Here is a 20390-nt window from a genome sequence, read left to right on the forward strand (position 1 = left end):
TTAAATGTTTAACTAAATGAAAAAAGGGGAAATGGGAATGAGTATTGTGATGACAGGCGCTACAGGCAGTCTGGGAAAAATCATTCTCCGGCAGCTGCTGTACAGGAAGCGGCCGGAGAACATCATTGTCAGTGTGCGGAAGCCGGAGGCGGCTGAAGCTCTGAAAGGGCAGGGCGTGGATGTACGGTACGGCGACTATGAGGATAAAGCATCGCTTGTCGGCTCGTTTCGGGGAGCGAGCAAGCTGCTGCTGATCTCGTCCCCTCATCCGGACGATTCCGTCCGTCTCCGGCACCATCTTTCGGCCCTAGATGCCGCCAAAGAAGCGGGAATCCGGCACATTATTTATACCAGCATCGCGTTTCTGGAGCAAGGACAGCTGCCGCTGCACCGGCTTCATTTGGATACGGAGAAGGAGATACGGGAATCCGGAATTCCGTTCACTTTTTTGCGGAACGGGTATTACATGGATATTCTCCGCTTCCTGGGCGTCCGAGAAGCGGCAGCCTCTGGCGTATTGCTCAGCCCGCCCGGAGATTGGTCCTTCAACACGACGGCCCGGGAAGACCTCGCTCTCGCCGCTGCTGCCGTCCTGACGGAGGAAGGCCCCACACACACGGGCCGGACCTACGAGCTGACGGCCTCGCGCACGTGGAGTCTGTCCGACCTGGCCCGCGCGATTGCGGAAGCGACCGGAAGGCGGGTCGTGCACCGCACCGATCCGGCAGCGCACAATCCGATCTACGGGCTGCTGCCCTTATCGGAGATGGGCAAGGTGTCGCCGGATCTGGAACGGCTGGCGGGACGGCCTCTACGCTCCCTGCAGGAAGAGGTGCGCAGCCTTCTGAACGGCTGACGGCGGCCTGTTTAAGCAGCAATCGCCGCCAAGACGGGCCGTGCTGCTCATGCAGCACAGGCGCGCGCTCATTCTGCGCCGCCTAACATACGGGCGATACTTTCGCTGTCCGTCTCTCTATACACGAAGGGGTGGTAATGAGGCTGGCCGTGATGGCGCCATCCTTTATCCACCGCTTGTTTATAGTAGTGACGGGCCTGCTTGACATCGCCGGTCTTGTAAAACATGCAGGCGGCATTCCAGTACAACGCCGCGTCCCCGCTCCAGTCCCAGCCCTGATCGAGCGCCTGCGCATAGCTCCAGGCTGCGCGGGCGTAATCTTTATGCACGCCGTAGCTCGCATCGCCCAGCATATAATGGTGGCCGTTCACAAGCAGATTGTTGAGCGGATGGCACCATCCGAACAGGACAGGGAAGTCCGCAGCCAGCCGGAATCCGGCCGACAAGGCTGTTTTCCTAGACCCGATATTGCTGGACCAGCACTGCCAGCCGGCCCGCGTCATCCCCCGCAGCTTCGCAAGCGTCAGCGCTCCCGACGCTGTCTTGACCGCCCAGCCGCTTCTGCGGAAGCGTTCCTCCGTAAAAATGCCGAATTCGCATTCGGTTCCTACGACCCAATCGGTGAGGCACCAGCTTATGATCGTCCATCCCTCATCTGCAGGCTGCAGCGCGGCGCACCCGAAGCCTTGCTCAATGAAAGCGTCCAGTGACGGCCAGGCGCCGGCAATTTCACTTAGAACCTCGTCGAGCCCGGCAATATCCCGGCGCGCCAGGAAATCTCCGTCCACCGGGACCAGGGGAGCCTCCAGCGACGTACCGACATGCTCAAGAGTATGCGAGAACGTCATCCTTCCGCTCCGCATAGGCAGCAAATCGCGCATCATGACCGACAGAGCACCGGCCCATTCCTCATCGGACGGATAAAACAAAACGTAGTCCCTTCGTCCTCTGGCCGCAATCCGGGGCAGCAGCACCTTCGGCAGCAGGCCGTTCATTTGTTCGAAAAACGGGGTATTGTCCGCCCTGCCGCCAACGAACAAGCCTTGGGGATTCATCATGACGGCGGACGAGCCATCCGGCGAGAGGAAGATGCTGCCGGGCAGTACTCCCGTTATGACGCCCTGTATAGAAATGTGATGCTCGAGCCCGCCGAACAGACCGGCCGCTTTACCGAACTGGCTCGGTTCCAGCTCCAATGCGTGGTTCATGTTATTTTCATTATTCATGTCGTATGGATATCCTCCCATAAGTTCTTATGAGAGACGGTAATCCGGTTAGAGGACGCAGCCTCTCATAAGCGTTTCGAATTGTTGATGCTGTAAGACCAAAACATCATCACTCCTTTGTGTTCATATTGGGAATGGACTGCCGCGTATTAGCGTGAGCCATGTTCTCCCACCTCCATTATGGGAATCAGGCGGCCTCCGGCGAAAGGTTTTGTTTGTATATAACGAATCTATCCGGATATTCACCTAAAATTTAGGAGTATCGTAAGATATATACGACTATTTTCCTAGAAAAAAATGACAGGAGACCCATAGGAACAACATTTTCCTTCTGATAAATTAATGGAAGTTTGATGAAATTTGACATCGTTTTACATTTTTTTAACAAAGGGAGAGGCGTTATATGTTAACCAATGCGGATATTCGCAGAATGGCAAGAGAAAGCTTGAGAGGAAATTGGGTACAAGCAATAGTGGCTTGTATTATTTTTAACGTAGTATTGTTAGTGGTGAATCTGATCCCCAACGTAGGACCTTTTCTGCAGCTTATTATCGGCGGCCCGCTGCTATTCGGCATTTACTTGTATTTCATTACCCTCATTCGCGGAGGGAAACCGGCACTGGCGGATGTGTTCAGCGGGTTTCCGTACTTTGTGAGCACGTTTTTGCTATATTTGGTCATGTCCATCTTCATTATGCTGTGGACGCTGCTGCTTATTGTTCCAGGCGTGATCGCTACGCTCAAATATTCCCAAGCGTTCTTCATCATGAACGATAATCCGGAGATTGGGGCCATGGAAGCGATTCGTCAAAGCAAGGAAATGATGGAGGGGCATAAGACAAGGCTGTTCATGCTGTACTTGAGCTTTATCGGCTGGATGCTGCTGTGCGTGGTGACGGCAGGAATTGCTTTGATTTGGGTAGGCCCGTACTTGTATGCCGCTATGGCTGCGTTCTACCACGATTTGAAGCACCGCAAGGACATGTACGCTACTACCGATTTCAACAGCATTCCGGTGTAAAAAAAGCAACCGCCGGCTTCCTTGGCGCCCGCTGACCTGGAACCTTATCCATTCTATTGCGATAAAAAGAAACGCCCCTTGTCCATGGACGAAGGGGCGTTCGTTCGTTTACACCTTGAAGTGGGCGAGCTGGTCGAGCAGCTCCTGCACCATCGAGCTGAGCGCCGATGCCGACGACGATATTTCCTGCATCGAGGCGAGCTGTTCCTCGGAGGCGGCGGCGACGCCTTGCGAGTTGAGCGAGGCTTCCTTCGCGATCAGCGCGAGCTGCTCCACCGTAGCCGTCACCTGCTGGGAACTGGCCGACATTTGCTCGGCCGCTGCAGACACTTCCTGGATCTGGTCGTTAACCTGCATCATTTCCTCCATAATGGAAGCGAAGCGGGCGCCGCTTTCCGTTACGGTAATGACGCCTTTTTCGACCTCCGCCGTGCCTTGATCCATCGCTGCGACGGCTTGGGCCGTATCGGAGCGAATCTCGTCGATCAGCCCGGCGATTTGCTCGGCGGCCGCACGCGATTGCTCCGCCAGCTTACGGACCTCGCCTGCGACAACGGCAAAGCCTTTGCCGTGCTCGCCGACCCGCGAGGCTTCGATCGCTGCATTCAAGGCGAGCAGGTTTGTTTGAGTGCTGATGCCGGATATCAAGCCGATAATGCTGCCGATCTCCTCGGAGCGCTGTCCGAGCCGCCGAATGGCTTCTTGCGACTGACTGACGGTAGCCCGCACGACAGTCATCTGCCGCACGGCATCCTGAATCTGGGCGTTGCCGGCTTCGGTCAGCTTCCCGGCGTCATGAGCCGATTCCGTCACAACCTGCGCCGATTCGGCGATGCGCTGAATGCCGACCGCCATCTCCGTCATCGCTCTGGAGGAATCGAGAGCATGCGTCTCCTGCGATTCCGCGCCGATCGCTACCTGCTGCACCGAATCCGCAATCGTCTCCGCCGCCCGGCTGGTCTGCTCGGCGCCGGCGGTCAGCTGCTGCGAAGTGGCTCCGACCGACATCGCAAGGTCGGAGACGAGCTGCAGCATCGCTCGCAATTTGGCGATCATGGTGTTGAAATGCTTGGCCATCGTGCCGAATTCGTCGTTGCTGTTCACTTCCATGGACGAGCGGAAATCGCCCTCGGACAGCTTTAGCAGCAGCTCGGACATCGCTTTTACGCGCCGTACGATGACACGGTGAATGACGAGGGTCAACAGTCCCCCAATAATCAGCATGGCTGCAACGGCAATAGTAATGGAACCGATCATGCTCTCGTTATAGCTTTGCAGTACCGTCGCTTCCGGCACTACCGTTTCCGTATACCATACATCCGAGCTCCCCGGCAGCTGCAGAGGTTCAAAAATGCGTATGACGGATTGTCCCGAGGTGTTCGCCGAGTAATGCTTGAAGACGCCGGCTTTGACGCCGTCCCAGATCGCCTGCTTTTCAGGCCGGTCGGTATACGGGGCCGACACCAGCTCGGGCAAATTGCCTTGTGCGGCGTACACGCCTTTCGCGGACACGATGGATACATAGCCGCCCAGCGGCTTTTCCTTCTCGGCTTTTTTCTGCAGGTCGGCCAGTGACAGGTCGGCCCCGACAATCCCGAGGAAGGTGCCCTGCTTGTCTACGACTGGCAGGATTAAGGAAGTCATAAGCACAGCTTTGCCATTCACATTATAGGAGTAAGGTTCGAGCAGAGTCAGCTTCTTGGAGCGTTTGGCCAGTAAATAATAATTGCCTGCGCCTTCGACCTCGTAATGGTGGAGAGCTTCGACGATGATTTTGCCTTCGCTTCTGACTGCATAAGGGATAAAGCGGCCCGTGGCGTCGTCGTGCGGAGTTTTATTGATATGCTGCTTGTCGTTATTATCAAAAGCGTTCGGTTCCCATAACGTATAGAGGCCCATAATATCGGGCTCGTGCTCCAGCAGGTTTTGCAGCATTTGGATCACATCGTCCCGCGACAGCTTTTTCGTTTCACGGGCATTCAGCAAGGCATCGGATGTGGTAGAGAGGGTGGACTCCAGACCGACCAGCTGATCGCGGAACGACTGGCTGAAATGCTTGCCGGCCACCTCAGCCTCAAGCTCTCCCTTGCCGAGGCTGACGCTGCGCAGCTGATTCAAATTCATAAAGATCAGGCCGGCAAAAGTCAGCAGCAGGACGAGCCCGAACGTCAAGCTTAGTTTGCGGGATAATGCAAGATTGCGATACCAGGCCATAGCTAATCATTCTCCTCTGTATATCAAATGATGATCATATGCATGATATCGACATTTTTGAAATGATTCTTTATACCTATTGCCACAACTCGAATCGGATAGCTCTGCTTTGAAAAAAAGAGGGGGAAGGGCGAATGCAGGCGGACCTTCCGTCTGCAAGTCATTGCGGCGTATCAATAGGGGGATGCAACCCGGCGCTCCTTGCTGCAAAAAAGGTTCAAGCTGCAACCTTCGGGGTAAAAACATCGTATAGAAGCATATAGAAAAAGAAAGAGCTCTACAGGCTGGTCCGGCGCTAGGGGCGCTAACGGATGCAGACGCTATAGAGCTATAAGAAAGAAACTTCCTCTGAATCGTTCTACTAGATGTCCGTCATCAGAGTCTGGTACTGCTCATCCGACAGGATGCGTTTTGCGGTGACAAAGCGCTTGGTGTAATAGGAGTCGCTAAGCTTTGTTACCGTAACGCCTTTGTTAGTGGCGGAGTGATAGAACTTACCGTCACCGACATAAATACCTACATGAGAAATTCCTTTGCCATCTGTGTTGTAGAACACCAGATCGCCTGGACGAAGATCATCTAAGGCAACTGTTGTACCGAGTCCTGCTTGTCCTTTGGACGTATGAGGCAAGTCGATATCGAATTTTGCGAAGACGAAGGAAGTGTAGCCGGAGCAATCGAAGCCTTTTTTCGTCGTTCCCGCCCATTTGTACGGCGCTCCGAGCTCTTCATTCACGGCTTGACTTAGCGGCGTTTCCGCAAAAGCGCTTCCTACTTGAAAACTGCAAAACAGTGCCACAGATAAAGCAAAACCTACAAACTTCTTCAAAGGAAATAGTCCCCTTCCGGTGCCTACGAGGTTAGCTTAAGGGTTCGGTTGAAGGTTCCCTATGATCACTCTGTTGCGAGATCAATTCACCCGGGTTGTGGATCCCCCGTTTTCCTTGCGTGGAAATTCGGCAGTATGTATTGTTTTTTTTGATACGAATACTAGGATTCGATCAATTCCGCAATTTTCCTGCCGTTGTCACAAAATGTTCACAAATAATGCGTATATTTTTGAAACTTATTTGGAGATAACGTAAAATCCAGTATTTGTAAGCGATTTCCGTGTAGATGTCAGGCTGCGGGAATAACCGGTTTTTAGAGCGATTTCGACAAAATGATACGAGTTTCGATAAGTTTTCGACGTATGAAAACCCGGGCATGATCGCTGTCGAATGCATTTAGTGCTTTCGGCACTGGAATTAGCGGGAGGAGGCTGCAGGAACAGCCTGAACATTGCGGTCTTCGCCTGCGCAGGTAAGAGAACAGCGCAAAAAACCGTTCTTCACGAAAGGAAGAACGGTTTTTTCGTCCTGCTGGGCGAGCTCTTTAGTCGCTATGGGCGCTCCACAGCGCGTACTGGGCGGTAATCGCCCACATTTTGCAAAACATATGAACCAGCCGATACATCTGGTAGCCGAGCAGAGCGAGGAAGCCGGTCCAGATCATGGCGGAGGTCATGACGAGCGCTGAAATGATCAAGGTGACCAACAAGATGAAGATGGCAGTCAGAATGACCGGAATGACATTGCGGACCAGAAGCAGCAGGGAGGAGAGGTGCGATTTGCCGCCGGTTCTGCCGAACTGCAAATACATGAACACCGTCTGCAGCAAGAACACATATACCAGGTAGCCCGCGAGGTACATCATCACGTCTTTAGCCACGTCGGCCAAAGTAGCGTTCGTTCGGTACAGCTCGATTGCTTTCGGAATCAGCCAATACAGCGGAGACAGTGTTAGCAGCATTTGCAAGACATACAATCCGAAGAAAGGCAGAGCGAGCTCTCTCATTCCTTGAACGAAGCGGTAGCCTGCATTCATCTCCGTATGCTCCAGTGAGTAATAGACGCCCGCGTTCAGCAGCGGAGTCAGCAGCATTCTGGCGAGGAGGAGGCAGAGCCCCCACCAGGCGTAGGAATGAATGAGATCGGTTTTCATAATTTGAAACTGCGCTTCGATCCAGAACAGGTGGACGGCTTCACGGGACAGCTCTTGCGGGTAGCGGTGCAGCAGAGGCGAGACGATGGAGCGGATCAATTCGTATAGAGCAAGCCCCCACAGCAGATTGTAGATGAACAGCGTGCATACTACGAAAGGCTGATTCCAGGCGATAGTATAGCCGGTTTTTATCGTTTTCCACATCGTTACTTTCTCACCTCACCAAGCGACCCAGCCGAACAAGGTCTCCATAAATTTGACGACGCCCAAATTCCAGCGGATCGATAATCGGGTGTCTACATTCGATTTCATGAAGCTGTTAATCCGTTTGTTCTCCAGCACGATGGAATGCTGCGGATCGATGGCCGCATAGTCGAGAGGCGCCGTATGATTCAGCTTGAACTGCACGTCCGTATCGATGCCGTCCCACGTCTTATCGATCTGCGAGCCGTCGGCAAAATGGAACCGGATCGGAACCGTATGGTACGTTCCGCCGAATTTTTGAATGCGGACGGTATTCTCGTACATCGGCTGTCCCTCGTGCGTAACTTCCTTGATCTGAATGCCTGTCACGGCATAGTCGACCATGAGCCCCCCGTAAATATATTGATCGAAGAACTCCTTCCAGCTAGCCTTGGTCGTATCCTCCAGAACCTTTTGAAAGTCCGATGTCGTAGGGTGCTTGAACTTCCAGCGCTGGAAGTACGTCTTCATAACGCGGTCCATCGTATCTCTGCCGATTTGCGATTCGATGGACTTCAGCACGAGCTTGGCGCGTGTATACACGTTCTCCGCGTATTGGCCGTGGCTTCCGTAGCTCCAGGAATTTTGCTTCAGCGCCTCCGGCGCGGTGATGTAGCTCGATTCGACCATCAGGTTCGGCTTGACCCCGTATTCGAGCTCCATCAGCTTATCTTCGGCATAGGAGGTAAAGCCCTCGTCAAGCCACGCCTCCTCGAACTCGTTGCTCGCCACCATGCCGTACCAGAATTGATGGCCGATTTCGTGCACGATGACTCTCTCGAGCTCCAGGTCCGGCTGATCTTCGGCTGCTCCCCAGCCGGTAATCAGCGTAGGATACTCCATTCCTCCGGCGCCGTTGCCGTTTTCCGGAGGGATGACGATGGACAAGGTGGAGTACGGGTAGGTGCCGTACCATTGCGAATAGCGGGCGAGCGCTTTTTTGGCGGCGGCCATATAGCGATTTTTCAAGCCCTCGTGCTTCGGATCGAGATACAGCTTGATCCGCACACCCGGAATTTGCGGTGTGGCGTAAGGCTCCTCATAGTAAATGAAGTTCGGGGAAGCCGCCCAGGCGAAATCATGCACATCGTCGGCATAAAATGCGTATGATTTCGTCTTGCCGTCATCTACGGGCGGCTTGGTCGGAAAGCCGGTTGCCGCCACGGTGTAGTTGTTAGGGACTTTAATGCGCACGTCGTAAATGCCGAAGTCGGCGTAAAACTCCGAGTTGCCGTGGTACTGGTGCAGGTTCCAGCCCTCCGCCGTATTTCCGCGGCGTCCTGCAGGCTCGTAAACCGCGATTTTCGGAAACCATTGGCCGGCCATAATAAAATCATCCGCATAGCCCATCCGGGCGAATACGGCAGGCAGCTTGACGGTATAGGCGTAATTCAGCGTTATTTTTTCTCCGGGATTGACGGCTTTGGGAAGAGTGATCTTGGCTAGGGAGCGGTCGTCCTTATTGCCGTCGTCGGGCTGTACATACTCTAGCTTGGAAATCAGCTCTTCGCCCTCCAGCGTCTTCATGCTGCTGAGATCCATGCTGCCGAAGCTGTTTTCCTTGCTTTTGTCCTCGCGCAGCTTGCCGCCGGATTCTTTCATGAAGGTAGTTTTCTCGGAGCTGAACGCATTCGGGTACAGATGGAAGTAGAGGTCTTGAACCGGCTGGCTGCCGGGGTTTTTCCAGGTCAATGAGGACGTTCCCGACAGCAGCTTTCCTTCCGCGTCCAGCTCCACGTTCAGATGATATTCCACGATGCGGGAGCTGAGTGGCTGCGGCGCAGGCTTCTCGACCGGTTTGGCGGGCAAGCTTGGAGGCGCCGGCGGTGACGACGGTTCATTGACCCTAGCGCCTACAGGAGTGGCTTTGGGCTGCAGCTGTAATCCTAACGAAGAACCGTCTGCCTGGGCTAAATCGTATTGGTAGGATTGAAAATAGGGCTCTCCTTTGACGGCCGTCGAAGGATAGGCCACAGGGCTTGGCGTGAGCGAGCCGAACAGTTCGGCATCCCATTGGAAGTCGGACAGGGAGAGGGAGGCGTTGGACGTTGGGCGGTCGGCCAGCAAGGATTGGCTTGTAATTGTGGCTCCGCTGGCTAGTACAACTATGAGACACCATTGCGCGAGTCGGTTGCCGAATACACTTTTCATCTATTTTTCACCCCGTTGACAAGCATCTACAGCATGTATATGTTTGGTGGACGAGGATTATTTCTGTCGTGTCCAAAAGAAATTTTCAGCCGCTGGAGCATGGCTTAATAATTTTTCGGATTTAGTGGAAATGAGAGGGCGATTTTAGTTACAATAGAAGAAATGCGTCCTTCATGGCGAAGCAGAAGCATCGTTACATAACGGCTTCACGTGGGAGGACCGTTCTTTTGCAAGGGAGGCTCGGATTCGAACGAGCAGCGCCTGCAAGCGCAGCCCTCGCTGGAGGCTTATCATATAGTAAATGGAAGGTGCCCTAGATGGATATAAATAAAGATCAACCGGCGGAAAAGTCGAAGAAATTATCTCTTAATATCGTGAGCGGCAAAGTGGAGCACCGCGGCTTCGGCGCAGGCTCCATCGATTTGAGCCAGCTGTCGAGCGTCATTATCGACGGCGAAGAGGCTTACTTGGATATGGGGGCTCTTCATGCGAAGAGCAAGGTGGAGAAAGGGATCAAATTTACTACGAACAAAGAGGATGCGCCGAACGGCCGTACTTGCTGGATCGTATGGGTGGCGGCGGACCGCAACGAGACCGGGGCGTATTATGCAGGGGTTACTTCCTGCGAAATGACGGTCGATCCGGAAGCGAGACGCGGTTGGAAAATTCTCGCCGACCACGTCAACCGGATGGATTCGGCCTTGAAGCGCCGCATCATGCTGGACAATATCGGACCGCAGGAGAAGGCTGCGCTGAAGAAGCTGCTTATGGAAACGAACCCGGAAATGTGGGAGAATTCAAGCGAGGCGTTGAAGGAAGCGCTGGCTTGATAAAATGTGTACATTATGTGACTTCCATTGAATAAGTCCGCGCGAACGATGTATACTAGTCCTCAGTATATGCAACATATACTAGGACAGCAAAAAGGCAGACCCTTGGTCTGCCTTTTTGTGTTGCCCCAAAGAGCCGCTGAACGAAGCAATTTCGAAGAAGGCCTAGTCCTTCAGCCCGCGATATCGCGCGGTTCGCAGCTCGCGGCTGTACGGCTCCAGCTGCGGCATAGCTTCTTGCTCCGCCAGCCTAATCGCGTATTCGATGTCGTACGGAACCCGGATTTGCTGAATCGAGAAGGGGGCGGCGTGCTCGCTGCCCAGCGTCCCTTCGAGGACGGCATACGAAGCGAGCGGCATATCGAGCGGATTGCCCACACTGCCGACATTGAACAGTGTCCGGCCCTTCAAATTTTGCATATAAGCGTTGTGAATGTCGCCGTAACCGACCATATCCGGTATAGCGCCGTCGGCCGGACTTCCCGTAAGCTGCGTGTTATCGAACATGGCCAGCCGGCTCTCCATCGAGTCCCACGGCTGAACCCGGGTGTAGACGCTGACGGGAGAGGCGTGGAACAGCCGGATGCGCTTGCCGCTCATCGTGAAATCGTAGGAAAAGGGCAGCGATGCAAGCCATTGCTGCCGGTCGTCCCCTAATTTTCGCTGATGCCACAGCAGGTCTTCGTCCAGGTTCGGCTTTGCCATCAGATGATCCCAGTTGCCCATCACGACCACCTCGCAGGCTTCACGAATCCGGTCTACCGACTCTGCGGGCTGCGGGCCTTTGCCTACCAAATCTCCCAGGCAATAGATCGTCTGGATGCCGCGCAGCTGTATATCATCAAGAACGGCCTGAAGAGCTGGTATGTTACCGTGAATGTCTGACAGGACAGCTATTTTTTGCATATGCAGCCCTCCCTGATGAAATCAATGACAGTAGATGCCATCTTTAGTAAGAACGTGCTTCTATATAGTGTAAACCCGGAACGGTCTGCCGCGCAATCGGTTATTGAGACAGCATGAGCTTACGAGCCGTAATCTTCGCAAGTTATCGCGTAAAGATTATGATCTTCCCATACGCCATGAATATGCAAATAGTTTCGGGCTAAGCCTTCATAGCGGAAGCACAGCATCGTCCAAAAGCAGAGGATGAATAAGCACAAATTCTTATGACATATTCATGAGACCGCCCATTCATGTACGATCTATAACACATCGCAGTCCGTATTAAGGATCGAGGCGGTCGAACGTCACCCTGCCATCGCCGCTGACCGGGATAGGCTCGCCCAAATACGTCGGCTCGGGCTTAAGCAAATGGACGAAGATGAAATCTTTGGCCCGCGCCAGCAGCTCCCTGAGCTCGTAACGCGGCATGCCTTGGTACAGCTGCTTGTCCGACGCTACGCCATATGCGTCCAGCCCGAGCTGCCGGGCGGTGTAGACGGCCCGCAGCAGGTGGTATTCCTGCGTAACGATAAGCACCTTTTGTGCCTGGAAAATATCCCTTGCCCGGTACATGCTCTCGTAAGTGCTGAACCCGGCGTGGTCCATGAAAATATGCTGCGGCTCCACGTTCCGCTCCTGCAGGAAGCGGCGCATCGTATTGACCTCGTCGTAATCGATTTGGCCGTGATCGCCGCTGACGATGAACTTGTCCGACTTGCTTGCGCGGTTCAGCTCCAAAGCGACCTCCAGCCGGTCGTTTAATATTTTGGATACCGATCCGTCGGCATATACCCTGGCTCCGAGAACCAGAATCGCATCGGCCTGAGGAGCGTCTTCTACACTGAGGATATAAGGGGATGCGGCCGTTTTCACAATGGCGTTCATTCCGAACAAGCACAGTAAAGATATGGTTACAACCAGGATTAGAGTGATCGGCCTTCTCATTTGCTTCATGACGTTAGCCCTGCCTTATCAAAATGAATGATTTTCCTATTCTATCCATATTGAACGCAAGAAACCGCCTAAAAGTTGCTTTGCGGGCAATTAGGCGGCTTTTTTGGCTAATATTTATTTTTTGCGCAGCGATTTGGACAACGCGTTCCCGATGGACTGAATGCCCTGAACGATGATAATGAGCAGAATGACGCTCGTATACATGACATCGGGCTCCCAACGCTGGTAGCCGTATCGGATGGCGACGTCGCCGAGCCCTCCGGCTCCCATAATACCGGCCATGGCGGATGCGCCGACCAGACCGATGGTAGCAATGGTCAGTCCGAGAATAATGCCGGGCCGGGCTTCCTTCAGAAGCACCTTGAACACGATCTGCTTCCGGGATGCGCCCATAGCCTGATACGCTTCGATGATGCCCGGATCGACCTCCAGCAGGGCGGTTTCCATCAGACGGGCGATATAAGGGGCGGTATAGAACACGAGCGGGACGATGGCTCCCTTCACGCCGATCGTCGTGCCTACCAACAGCTTCGTTAACGGGATAATCGCTACCATGATAATGATGAAAGGAATGGAACGGACTACATTAATGACGATGTTCAGCACATGATAGACGGCTTTGTTCTCGTAAATGTGGTTCGGTCTTAGGATGACCAGCAAAACCCCGAGCACCAGCCCGATAATAACCGAGATGACGAGCGAATAGCCGACCATCGTAGCAGTCTCGACGATCGATTTCCAGTACAGATCCGATTTGTCCAGCAGGTTATTTAACATAATCCAGCACCTCGACCTTCAACCCTTGGCTTTGCAGGAACGCGATGCCTTCATGGATGGCCTCGGGCTCTCCCAATATTTTCAGGAGCAGTCCACCGAAGATCGTATCCTTGATTTGGGTAATATTGCCGTACAAAATACTCGGCTTCAAGGAGAATCGCTCGGTAAGCTCGGCGATAACAGGCTCCGTCACGGAATCTCCGATAAAATAGACCCGGATAATATGGCCCGGCGCTTGCTCTTCCTTGAATTTACTTTGCAGCACGGGAGGGAGGTCGGCGTCGAATACGTTCTTGATAAAATTTTTCGTCGTCGCGGTTTGCGGGTTCGAGAACAAGTCCAGTACCGTACCTTGCTCTACAATGATCCCGTTTTCCATGACAGCCACCCGGTCGCATATTTTTTTGATGACATGCATTTCGTGGGTAATCAGCACAATGGTGATGTTGTACTTGCGGTTAATGTCCAGCAGCAGATCGAGAATCGAATCCGTCGTTTGCGGGTCCAGAGCGGAGGTCGCTTCATCGCACAGTAAAATTTCCGGATCGTTCGCCAAGGCTCTGGCGATGGCTACGCGCTGCTTTTGACCGCCCGACAGCTGGGAAGGGTAAGCTTGCGCCTTGTCCTTCAGTCCTACCAGCTCGAGCAGCGACATGACCTTGCTGTCGATTTGCGCTTTCGGAGCTTTGGCCAGCTGCAGGGGGGCGGCTACATTCTGATACACGGTGCTCGAGGTTAACAAGTTGAAGTTTTGAAAAATCATGCCGATATTTCTTCTCGCCGCCCGGAGCGCTGGATCGTTCAATGTGGCAAGGTCGACGCCTTTAATGCGGATCGATCCCGAAGTGGGCCTCTCCAAAAAGTTAATGCAGCGGATGAGCGAGCTTTTCCCTGCGCCGCTATAGCCGATGACGCCGAAGATTTCACCCTTTTGCACATGCAGATTGGCGTCCTTTACGGCTTCAACCTTTCTGCCTTCCTGCTCATACGTTTTGTATACGTGCTCAATTTGAATCATGGCAGGGACCTCCTGTCTTATAAAAATGAGTCAATGGAAAAGGTCCCTTTCTTCAGAAAGAGACCTGAGCTTTGAAATTACCAGGATGGAACGATGTACGTTCCGTATTTTTCTTCTACGAGCTTCTTCACTTCGTCGGAATGATAAGCCTTGATCAATCTTTGGAATACAGGTTTGTCCTTGTCGGCGGTTCTTACGGCTATGATGTTCACCCACGGAGAATCCTTCGGTTCTACGAAGATAGCGTCCTTGGTCGGCACGAGGCCGTTATCCACCGCATAATTCGTGTTGATGACAGCGGCGGTCAAGTCGCCCAGCGCTTTAGGAATGAAAGGAGCTTCCAGTTCCTTGAACTGCAGCTTCTTCGGATTGTCGACAATGTCTCGAACCGTTGCTTTGACGCCGACGCCTTCCTTCAGTTTAATCAGCCCGGCACGCTCGAACAAAATCAGCGCTCTTGCACCGTTCGTCGGATCGTTCGGAAGTCCAAGCGTATCTCCTTCTTTCAGCTCGGAGACGTTTTTGATTTTCTTCGAGTATAAGCCGATAGGGAAATTCAACGTATTCGTCAGCTTCACCAGATCGAGCTTGTTATCCGCTTTGAATTGATTCAGGTAAGGCTCGTGCTGGAACGCATTCGCATCCAGTTGGCCGTCGGCCAGCACCTTGTTCGGCTGCACGTAGTCGTTGAACGTGACGATCTCAATGTCGAGATTATCCTTAGCGGCAACTTCCTTAACCTTCTTCCAGATTTCTTCCTCAACTCCTGCGGCAATGCCCACCTTGAGTTTGGCTTTTTCGGAGCCGCTTGGCGCGGTTGTATTAGCGGAGCCCGAGGAAGCGTCCGGGGTTTGAGCCGGCTTCTGACCGCAGCCCGCCAGTACGAATACAAGCGTGAATGCCAGCAGCAACGGGATTATTGATTTTTTTATCATTCATGTCACTCCTTGTCCCAATGTAAGAAAAATGTAATTCCGACTAATTTGCAAGGATTAAATTAACATGGTATTGACCATTAGTCAATATTTTTTTGTAAAAGTATTTTGCTATTCCAGGGAAATAAAGGAAGTTGAGGAGGCGGCATGAGTAAAGAAAGAACCCGGCAGCATTGCCGGGTTTACGGTGGGGAAGCGAGCGCTTTATTCTTTTTATAGCTCCTGCAATTGGCAGCGGAGGGGCTCGGGAAGCGGTTCTTCAAGCATCCGTTCGACGATGTTCCGGCTTGCGCCCTTCTCCTGAAGGTAGGCGAACAGCAGCTGCGACTTCTCCGTCCGGTTCATCAAACCATAGGCGACCGCCCATACTTCCGGGCTGCCCATGCGGATGTTCTCCCAGATAAAGGGGGAATGGGAGGGCAGGCGGCATATCCCGTGCTCGCTATGGATAGCGAATCCGCCGATGATATCGAGCGGAAGCGCATCGTCTTGCACCGATAAGCGGTACGCACTGGCGAACGGGTAGTCTCCGCTCGGGACGAAGGCATACGGGATATCCTGCAAGGCGGCCGTCACCGCTTCGAGAGGGACGTCGGTCGTCAGGTCCCAGTCGCGTACATGGCTGACCAGGCCGAGGCTGTACAGCAGGCCGCTGCCGCCGGATGCGTAATGGATGCCCTTCGCTTCCAGAAGGGCTGCAACGCGCTGTGCGGACGATAGAGATACGTTCAAGACAAGAGCCTCCTTCAGAGGGCGCAGATAGCCGGGATGGCATCAGCTTACCGCGTTTTCCCCAGTATATCATCCTGGGATGGGATAGGTTGAGAAATCCATATCGTAAGGAAGGGGGACCTGGCGGTAACATGCAAAATATTAGCAAGTGATGCCGCCAGACGGAAGCTTAACGGCTTTTTCGTCAAACGTTGAAATGAGCATGAAAACAGACGCTTCCTCACTACAAACCGTGGATTCGAAAGCGCCTGTTACCGCAAGCTCGATTCGAAGCAGGAGAATTGCTTGTTTAAGTCAAGGCAATGATCCTGCTGTATGCTGCTCAATCAATATTAACAATGGACTAACTGCTCACCAGCCGTTAATCGTTCCACCAGCGTTTTAAATCCTGCCACCAAGTGCCGTTGCCCTTCGGCTTCGCCGGCTTGGCTTCGTCTTTCTTCTGCCCGGTGCAGTATTCGGTCGGCTCCGTTCCTTGCACGAACGCCTCCAGCCGGGAATTCGGGCATTCGTCGTTAGCGAGCTTCCCGCTGGCGGGGTCGATATAGACATTGGCGACGCCGTCCGGGATCGGGAACAGCTTCGGCGGCACCGATTCGAGCGCACGCTCCGTAAACTCGGCGAAGATCGGAGCGGCCAGATGGGACTCGACCGAGTTGATCGTCCGGTCCTTGTCGTAGCCGACCCAGACGGCCGTCGACAGCTCCGGCGTATAGCCGACGAGCCAGGCGTCCGTGTTCGTCGTTCCCGTTTTGCCGGCGACCGGCCGCTTGAGCGATCCCGATACCCGGCTGCCGGTGCCGCCGGTATCGAAGACGCTCTCCATGAGCTGCGTCATCACGTAGGTATAGGCCGGATCGACGACCGCCTCTTGCGCCGGATTCGCCTGGTACAGCACCCGTCCGCGCTGATCCTCGATGCGCACGATGGTTGTTGGCTCTACCCGTACGCCCTGGTTGGCGAAGATGCCGAAGGCGGACGCCATCTCCATCGGGCTCACGGGGAAGGTGCCCAGCGCGAGCGATGGAAGAGGCTTCATCGCGCTAGTGATACCCATTTTGCGGGCCATGGCGATGACATTATCGGGACCGACGTCGAGAATCGTATGGACGGCAAAAATATTGTCCGACTTCGCAATCGCCTGCCGCAGATCGATCCAATCGAAATATTTGTTATCGAAATTGCTCGGCGTATAATTGAGTCTTCCGTTGTCGTAGGTGAACGTCGTCGGCTCGCTCTTGAACCGGGTTACCGGCGTGTATTGCTTCTGCTGCAGCGCCGTCAAATAGACGATCGGCTTGAACGAGGAGCCGGGCTGGCGCGTATTGGCCAAGGCACGGTTGTACTGGTTCTCGCCGTAATTGCGGCCGCCAACCATCGCCTTCACGTAGCCGTTGCGGGGGTCGATGGCGACCAGAGCGGCCTGCATATCCGGGTATCGTTCCAGCTCGGAGGATACCGTCTCCTCGGCAACTCGCTGTGCATTCATATCCAGCGTCGTGTACACCTTCAACGCGCCGTCATCGAATTGGTCCTCGTCAATGCCCAGCTGTTCGGTCGCCACCGTGCGGACATATTCGCGGAAATAGCCTGCAATGGCCGGCTTCTTCGGCTCCAGCGGCAGGATCGTCAGCTTCTCTGCGGCCGCCTGATCGGCCTGCTTTTGCGTAATGATGCCGGAGCTGGCCATCGTTTGCAGGATCGTCTCCTGGCGGTCCTTGGCGTTTTTCATATCATAGTAGGGCGAGTAATACCGGGGTCCTTTCGGAATGCCGGCGAGCATGGCGCTTTCGCCCAGCGTCAAATCCTTGGCGTCCTTCCCGAAGAACAGCTTCGAGGCGGCCTGAATGCCGTATGTGGAATGGCCGTAATAAATCTGGTTCAAATATTGCTCCAATATTTGATCCTTCGTCATATGCAGCTCCATTTGCACCGCATAATACGTTTCCTTCAGCTTTCTCGTCCACGTGCGCTCATGCGACAAGTATAGATTGCGGGCGAGCTGCTGCGTAATCGTGCCGGCGCCCTGCACCTTGGCCATATGCTGCAAATTGACTATGGCCGCCCGGGCGATGCCCCGGATGTCGAAGCCGTAGTGATTGTAGAAGTTGCGGTCCTCGATGGCCAGCGTGGCGCGGATCAAATCCGGCGATATGTCCTCTAACGGAACCGGCTCCATATGTTTGCCGCCGTTCAGCGTTTCGATAACTTCCCCGTGAATATCGTACATCTCCGTCGCAGGTCCCATTTTGGAAACGGGAAGAGCTTGGGAACGCATATATAAGAGCAGGACAAAGATGACGGCGGCGCTTAGTAAAATGGAAGAAAAGGTGAGAGAGGCCGCTGATCTCAGCTTGCGCAGCCAGCGGAAGTCGTCCTGCTCCGCCTGCTTGCGTTTTTTTGCGTCGGACACGTTCATCCATCCTTTCATAGTAGAAGTAAGAAGTCACAGCTTCCTATTAACCATTATGGAAAAACATAGAAAGGGCTATTCACGGAAAAGCCAGCCGGAGGTTAATTTTTTTTGAAGGCGGCGATTTTGGGGCCGATTGTATTTGCATTTTCAGGTGGATACACTATAATACAATTTGATGCAAAACCAGCAATAGATGATGGATTAGAACCGGCCCGTTGATAACGTTAAATATAGTCCGGCAATATTAAGAAAGAAGGGTGATTATAATGGAATTATGGTACACGGAGAAACAAACCGAGAAATTCGGCATTACGGCTAAAATCAGCAAGACTTACGTTACGGAAAAAACCGATTTTCAAGATCTTGCAATGATCGAAACGGAAGAATTTGGAACTATGCTTGTGTTGGACGGCATGGTTATGACGACGGTGAAGGACGAGTTCGTTTATCACGAAATGGTAGCTCATCCTGCGCTGTACACGCATCCGAATCCGAAGCATGTCCTCGTTGTAGGCGGCGGCGACGGCGGCGTTATCCGTGAAGTATTGAAGCACCCTGAAGTGGAGAAGGCGGTTCTTGTCGAAATCGACGGTAAGGTTATCGAATATTCGAAGCAGTACCTTCCTTCCATCGCAGGCGAGCTGGACAACCCTCGCGTCCAAGTGATCGTGAACGACGGCTACATGCACATTCATGACCATAAAAATACATACGACGTCATTATGGTCGATTCCACGGAGCCGGTTGGGCCGGCTGTAGAGCTGTTTTCCCGCGGCTTCTATCAAGGTATTTTCGAAGCGTTGAAAGACGACGGCATTTTCGTAGCGCAAACGGACAACCCGTGGTTCAAGGCGGACCTGATCCAGACCGTAAACCGCGACGTGAAAGAGATTTTCCCTATCGTTCGCGTATATTGCGCTAATATCCCTACGTATCCAAGCGGCTTGTGGACGTTTACTATGGGCAGCAAAAAGTACGATCCGCTGCAAGTCGATGAAACGAAAATTCCGGAAATCGATACGAAATACTATTCTCCGCGTTTGCACAAAGCGGCGTTCGCGCTGCCTAAATTCGTGGAAGATCTGTGCAAATAAAGCAAGACACGGATTCCCGACCTCAACTCCAATAAGTTAAGGAAGTGTAACTCATGCGTTTGGATCAAAAATATTCCGGCAACGTGTTTATATTGAGCTCCGACAACTACGAGGCTTCCCGCGCGGTGATTTACGGCATGCCGATGGACTTTACCGTCAGCTTCCGTCCGGGCTCCCGTTTCGGCCCTCCCCGCATTCGCGAAGTATCGATCGGCTTGGAAGAGTACAGCCCTTATTTGGATAAAAGTCTCGAAGATATTACGTACTTCGACGCAGGCGACCTGCTGCTGCCGTTCGGCAACGCGGCTCGCAGTCTGGAAATTATCGGCGAGTACGTCCGCGGCCTGCTGAACGACGGCAAGGTGCCTATCGGCTTGGGCGGCGAGCACCTCGTCTCTTGGCCGATATTCCGCGAAGTGTACGCGAAATACCCGGATCTGGCGATCGTTCATTTCGACGCTCATGCGGATCTGCGCGAGAACTATGAAGGCGAGCCTTTGTCCCACTCGACTCCGCTCCGCAAAGCGGCGGAATTGATGGGCGGCCGCAACATTTACCAGTTCGGCATCCGCTCGGGCTCCCGCGAGGAGTTCCAGTATGCGCGGGAGAACATCAATTTCCATCCGTTCGAAGTGCTGGAGCCTTTGAAAAAGGTGCTTCCGGAGCTGGCTGGACGTCCGGTTTATTTGACGATCGACATCGACGTGCTCGATCCGTCCTGCGCACCGGGTACCGGTACGGCGGAAGCGGGCGGCATTACGTCCAAGGAATTGCTGGGAGCGATCCACGCGATGGCGGCGGCGAACTTGAATATCGTAGGCGCCGACGTAGTTGAAGTAGCCCCGGCGTACGATCCGACGGAGCAAACGCAAATCGTAGCTGCGAAGCTGATTCGCGAAATTTTGCTTGGCTTGGTGAAATAACGGAACCGCTGGCGTAACAGCATGTAACGAAAATAGAAGGACAGCCTTTTCTGCTTGGCAGGAAGGGCTGTC

At 53.6% G+C, this 20390-nt stretch carries 17 protein-coding genes, 1 pseudogene and 1 riboswitch; of the genes and pseudogenes, 5 read left to right on the forward strand and 13 right to left on the reverse strand.

Annotated elements, in window-relative coordinates:
- Positions 1-37: 37 nt before the first annotated feature.
- Positions 38-856 (forward strand): NmrA family NAD(P)-binding protein, encoded by an 819-nt coding sequence (locus ACFQ88_RS28095; RefSeq protein WP_379459393.1) that lies wholly within the window; start codon positions 38-40, stop codon positions 854-856.
- A gap of 68 nt (positions 857-924) precedes the next feature.
- On the opposite strand, the gene ACFQ88_RS28100 is transcribed toward ACFQ88_RS28095, so the two are convergent.
- Positions 925-2082 carry a GNAT family N-acetyltransferase gene (locus ACFQ88_RS28100; protein ID WP_379459395.1) on the reverse strand — a complete coding sequence of 386 codons (1158 nt, stop codon included), beginning with the start codon at positions 2080-2082 and terminating at the stop codon, positions 925-927.
- 403 nt (positions 2083-2485) lie between these two features.
- Here ACFQ88_RS28100 and ACFQ88_RS28105 point away from each other — a divergent pair, with 403 nt between their 5' ends.
- Positions 2486-3103, forward strand: coding sequence for a DUF975 family protein (locus tag ACFQ88_RS28105; protein WP_239630825.1), 618 nt, complete (start codon positions 2486-2488; stop codon positions 3101-3103).
- Positions 3104-3211: 108 nt separating this feature from the next.
- Here the strand turns inward: ACFQ88_RS28105 and ACFQ88_RS28110 are convergent, their stop codons facing one another.
- From ACFQ88_RS28110 to ACFQ88_RS28125, 4 genes are all read right to left on the reverse strand, one after another.
- Positions 3212-5317 (reverse strand): methyl-accepting chemotaxis protein, encoded by a 2106-nt coding sequence (locus ACFQ88_RS28110; protein ID WP_379459398.1) that lies wholly within the window; start codon positions 5315-5317, stop codon positions 3212-3214.
- 361 nt (positions 5318-5678) lie between these two features.
- On the reverse strand, positions 5679-6146 hold the full coding sequence (locus ACFQ88_RS28115; RefSeq protein ID WP_379459400.1) for a C40 family peptidase: 468 nt from the start codon (positions 6144-6146) through the stop codon (positions 5679-5681).
- Between the two features lie 5 nt (positions 6147-6151).
- Positions 6152-6289: riboswitch (cyclic di-AMP (ydaO/yuaA leader) on the reverse strand.
- A gap of 402 nt (positions 6290-6691) precedes the next feature.
- Complete coding sequence (locus ACFQ88_RS28120) at positions 6692-7504, reverse strand: hypothetical protein (protein ID WP_379459402.1); 813 nt, start codon at positions 7502-7504, stop codon at positions 6692-6694.
- Positions 7505-7519: 15 nt separating this feature from the next.
- Positions 7520-9694 (reverse strand): M1 family metallopeptidase, encoded by a 2175-nt coding sequence (locus ACFQ88_RS28125; RefSeq protein WP_379459404.1) that lies wholly within the window; start codon positions 9692-9694, stop codon positions 7520-7522.
- A 317-nt stretch (positions 9695-10011) separates the two neighbouring features.
- Between ACFQ88_RS28125 and ACFQ88_RS28130 the strand changes: the two genes are divergently transcribed.
- Positions 10012-10524 carry a YwhD family protein gene (locus ACFQ88_RS28130; protein ID WP_239630830.1) on the forward strand — a complete coding sequence of 171 codons (513 nt, stop codon included), beginning with the start codon at positions 10012-10014 and terminating at the stop codon, positions 10522-10524.
- A 165-nt stretch (positions 10525-10689) separates the two neighbouring features.
- Here the strand turns inward: ACFQ88_RS28130 and ACFQ88_RS28135 are convergent, their stop codons facing one another.
- From ACFQ88_RS28135 to ACFQ88_RS28170, 8 genes and pseudogenes are all read right to left on the reverse strand, one after another.
- Positions 10690-11430 carry a metallophosphoesterase family protein gene (locus ACFQ88_RS28135; RefSeq protein WP_379459407.1) on the reverse strand — a complete coding sequence of 247 codons (741 nt, stop codon included), beginning with the start codon at positions 11428-11430 and terminating at the stop codon, positions 10690-10692.
- A gap of 119 nt (positions 11431-11549) precedes the next feature.
- Positions 11550-11648: pseudogene (locus ACFQ88_RS28140) on the reverse strand (GNAT family N-acetyltransferase); the annotation flags it as partial.
- Positions 11649-11751: 103 nt separating this feature from the next.
- The gene (locus ACFQ88_RS28145; protein ID WP_379459409.1) at positions 11752-12423 is read right to left on the reverse strand and encodes a SanA/YdcF family protein; all 672 of its coding nucleotides are present in this window, start codon (positions 12421-12423) and stop codon (positions 11752-11754) included.
- Between the two features lie 114 nt (positions 12424-12537).
- Entirely contained in the window at positions 12538-13200 is a 663-nt protein-coding gene (locus ACFQ88_RS28150) for a methionine ABC transporter permease (RefSeq protein WP_379459411.1), read from the reverse strand.
- Complete coding sequence (locus ACFQ88_RS28155; RefSeq protein ID WP_379459413.1) at positions 13190-14218, reverse strand: methionine ABC transporter ATP-binding protein; 1029 nt, start codon at positions 14216-14218, stop codon at positions 13190-13192. Before ACFQ88_RS28155 ends, ACFQ88_RS28150 begins: the two co-directional genes overlap by 11 nt.
- Positions 14219-14295: 77 nt before the next feature.
- Positions 14296-15153, reverse strand: coding sequence for a MetQ/NlpA family ABC transporter substrate-binding protein (locus ACFQ88_RS28160; RefSeq protein ID WP_239630835.1), 858 nt, complete (start codon positions 15151-15153; stop codon positions 14296-14298).
- Between the two features lie 213 nt (positions 15154-15366).
- The gene (locus ACFQ88_RS28165) at positions 15367-15885 is read right to left on the reverse strand and encodes a hypothetical protein (protein ID WP_379459416.1); all 519 of its coding nucleotides are present in this window, start codon (positions 15883-15885) and stop codon (positions 15367-15369) included.
- Between the two features lie 361 nt (positions 15886-16246).
- The gene (locus ACFQ88_RS28170; RefSeq protein ID WP_239630837.1) at positions 16247-18304 is read right to left on the reverse strand and encodes a transglycosylase domain-containing protein; all 2058 of its coding nucleotides are present in this window, start codon (positions 18302-18304) and stop codon (positions 16247-16249) included.
- 263 nt (positions 18305-18567) lie between these two features.
- Here ACFQ88_RS28170 and speE point away from each other — a divergent pair, with 263 nt between their 5' ends.
- Positions 18568-19395: a polyamine aminopropyltransferase gene (speE, locus tag ACFQ88_RS28175; protein WP_239630838.1), complete on the forward strand. Its 828-nt coding sequence runs from the start codon at positions 18568-18570 to the stop codon at positions 19393-19395.
- A gap of 53 nt (positions 19396-19448) precedes the next feature.
- Positions 19449-20318: an agmatinase gene (speB, locus tag ACFQ88_RS28180; protein ID WP_239630839.1), complete on the forward strand. Its 870-nt coding sequence runs from the start codon at positions 19449-19451 to the stop codon at positions 20316-20318.
- Positions 20319-20390 lie beyond the last annotated feature (72 nt).

The sequence above is a fragment of the Paenibacillus sp. NPDC056579 genome (genome assembly GCF_042793215.1).
Taxonomy (GTDB): domain Bacteria; phylum Bacillota; class Bacilli; order Paenibacillales; family NBRC-103111; genus Paenibacillus_S.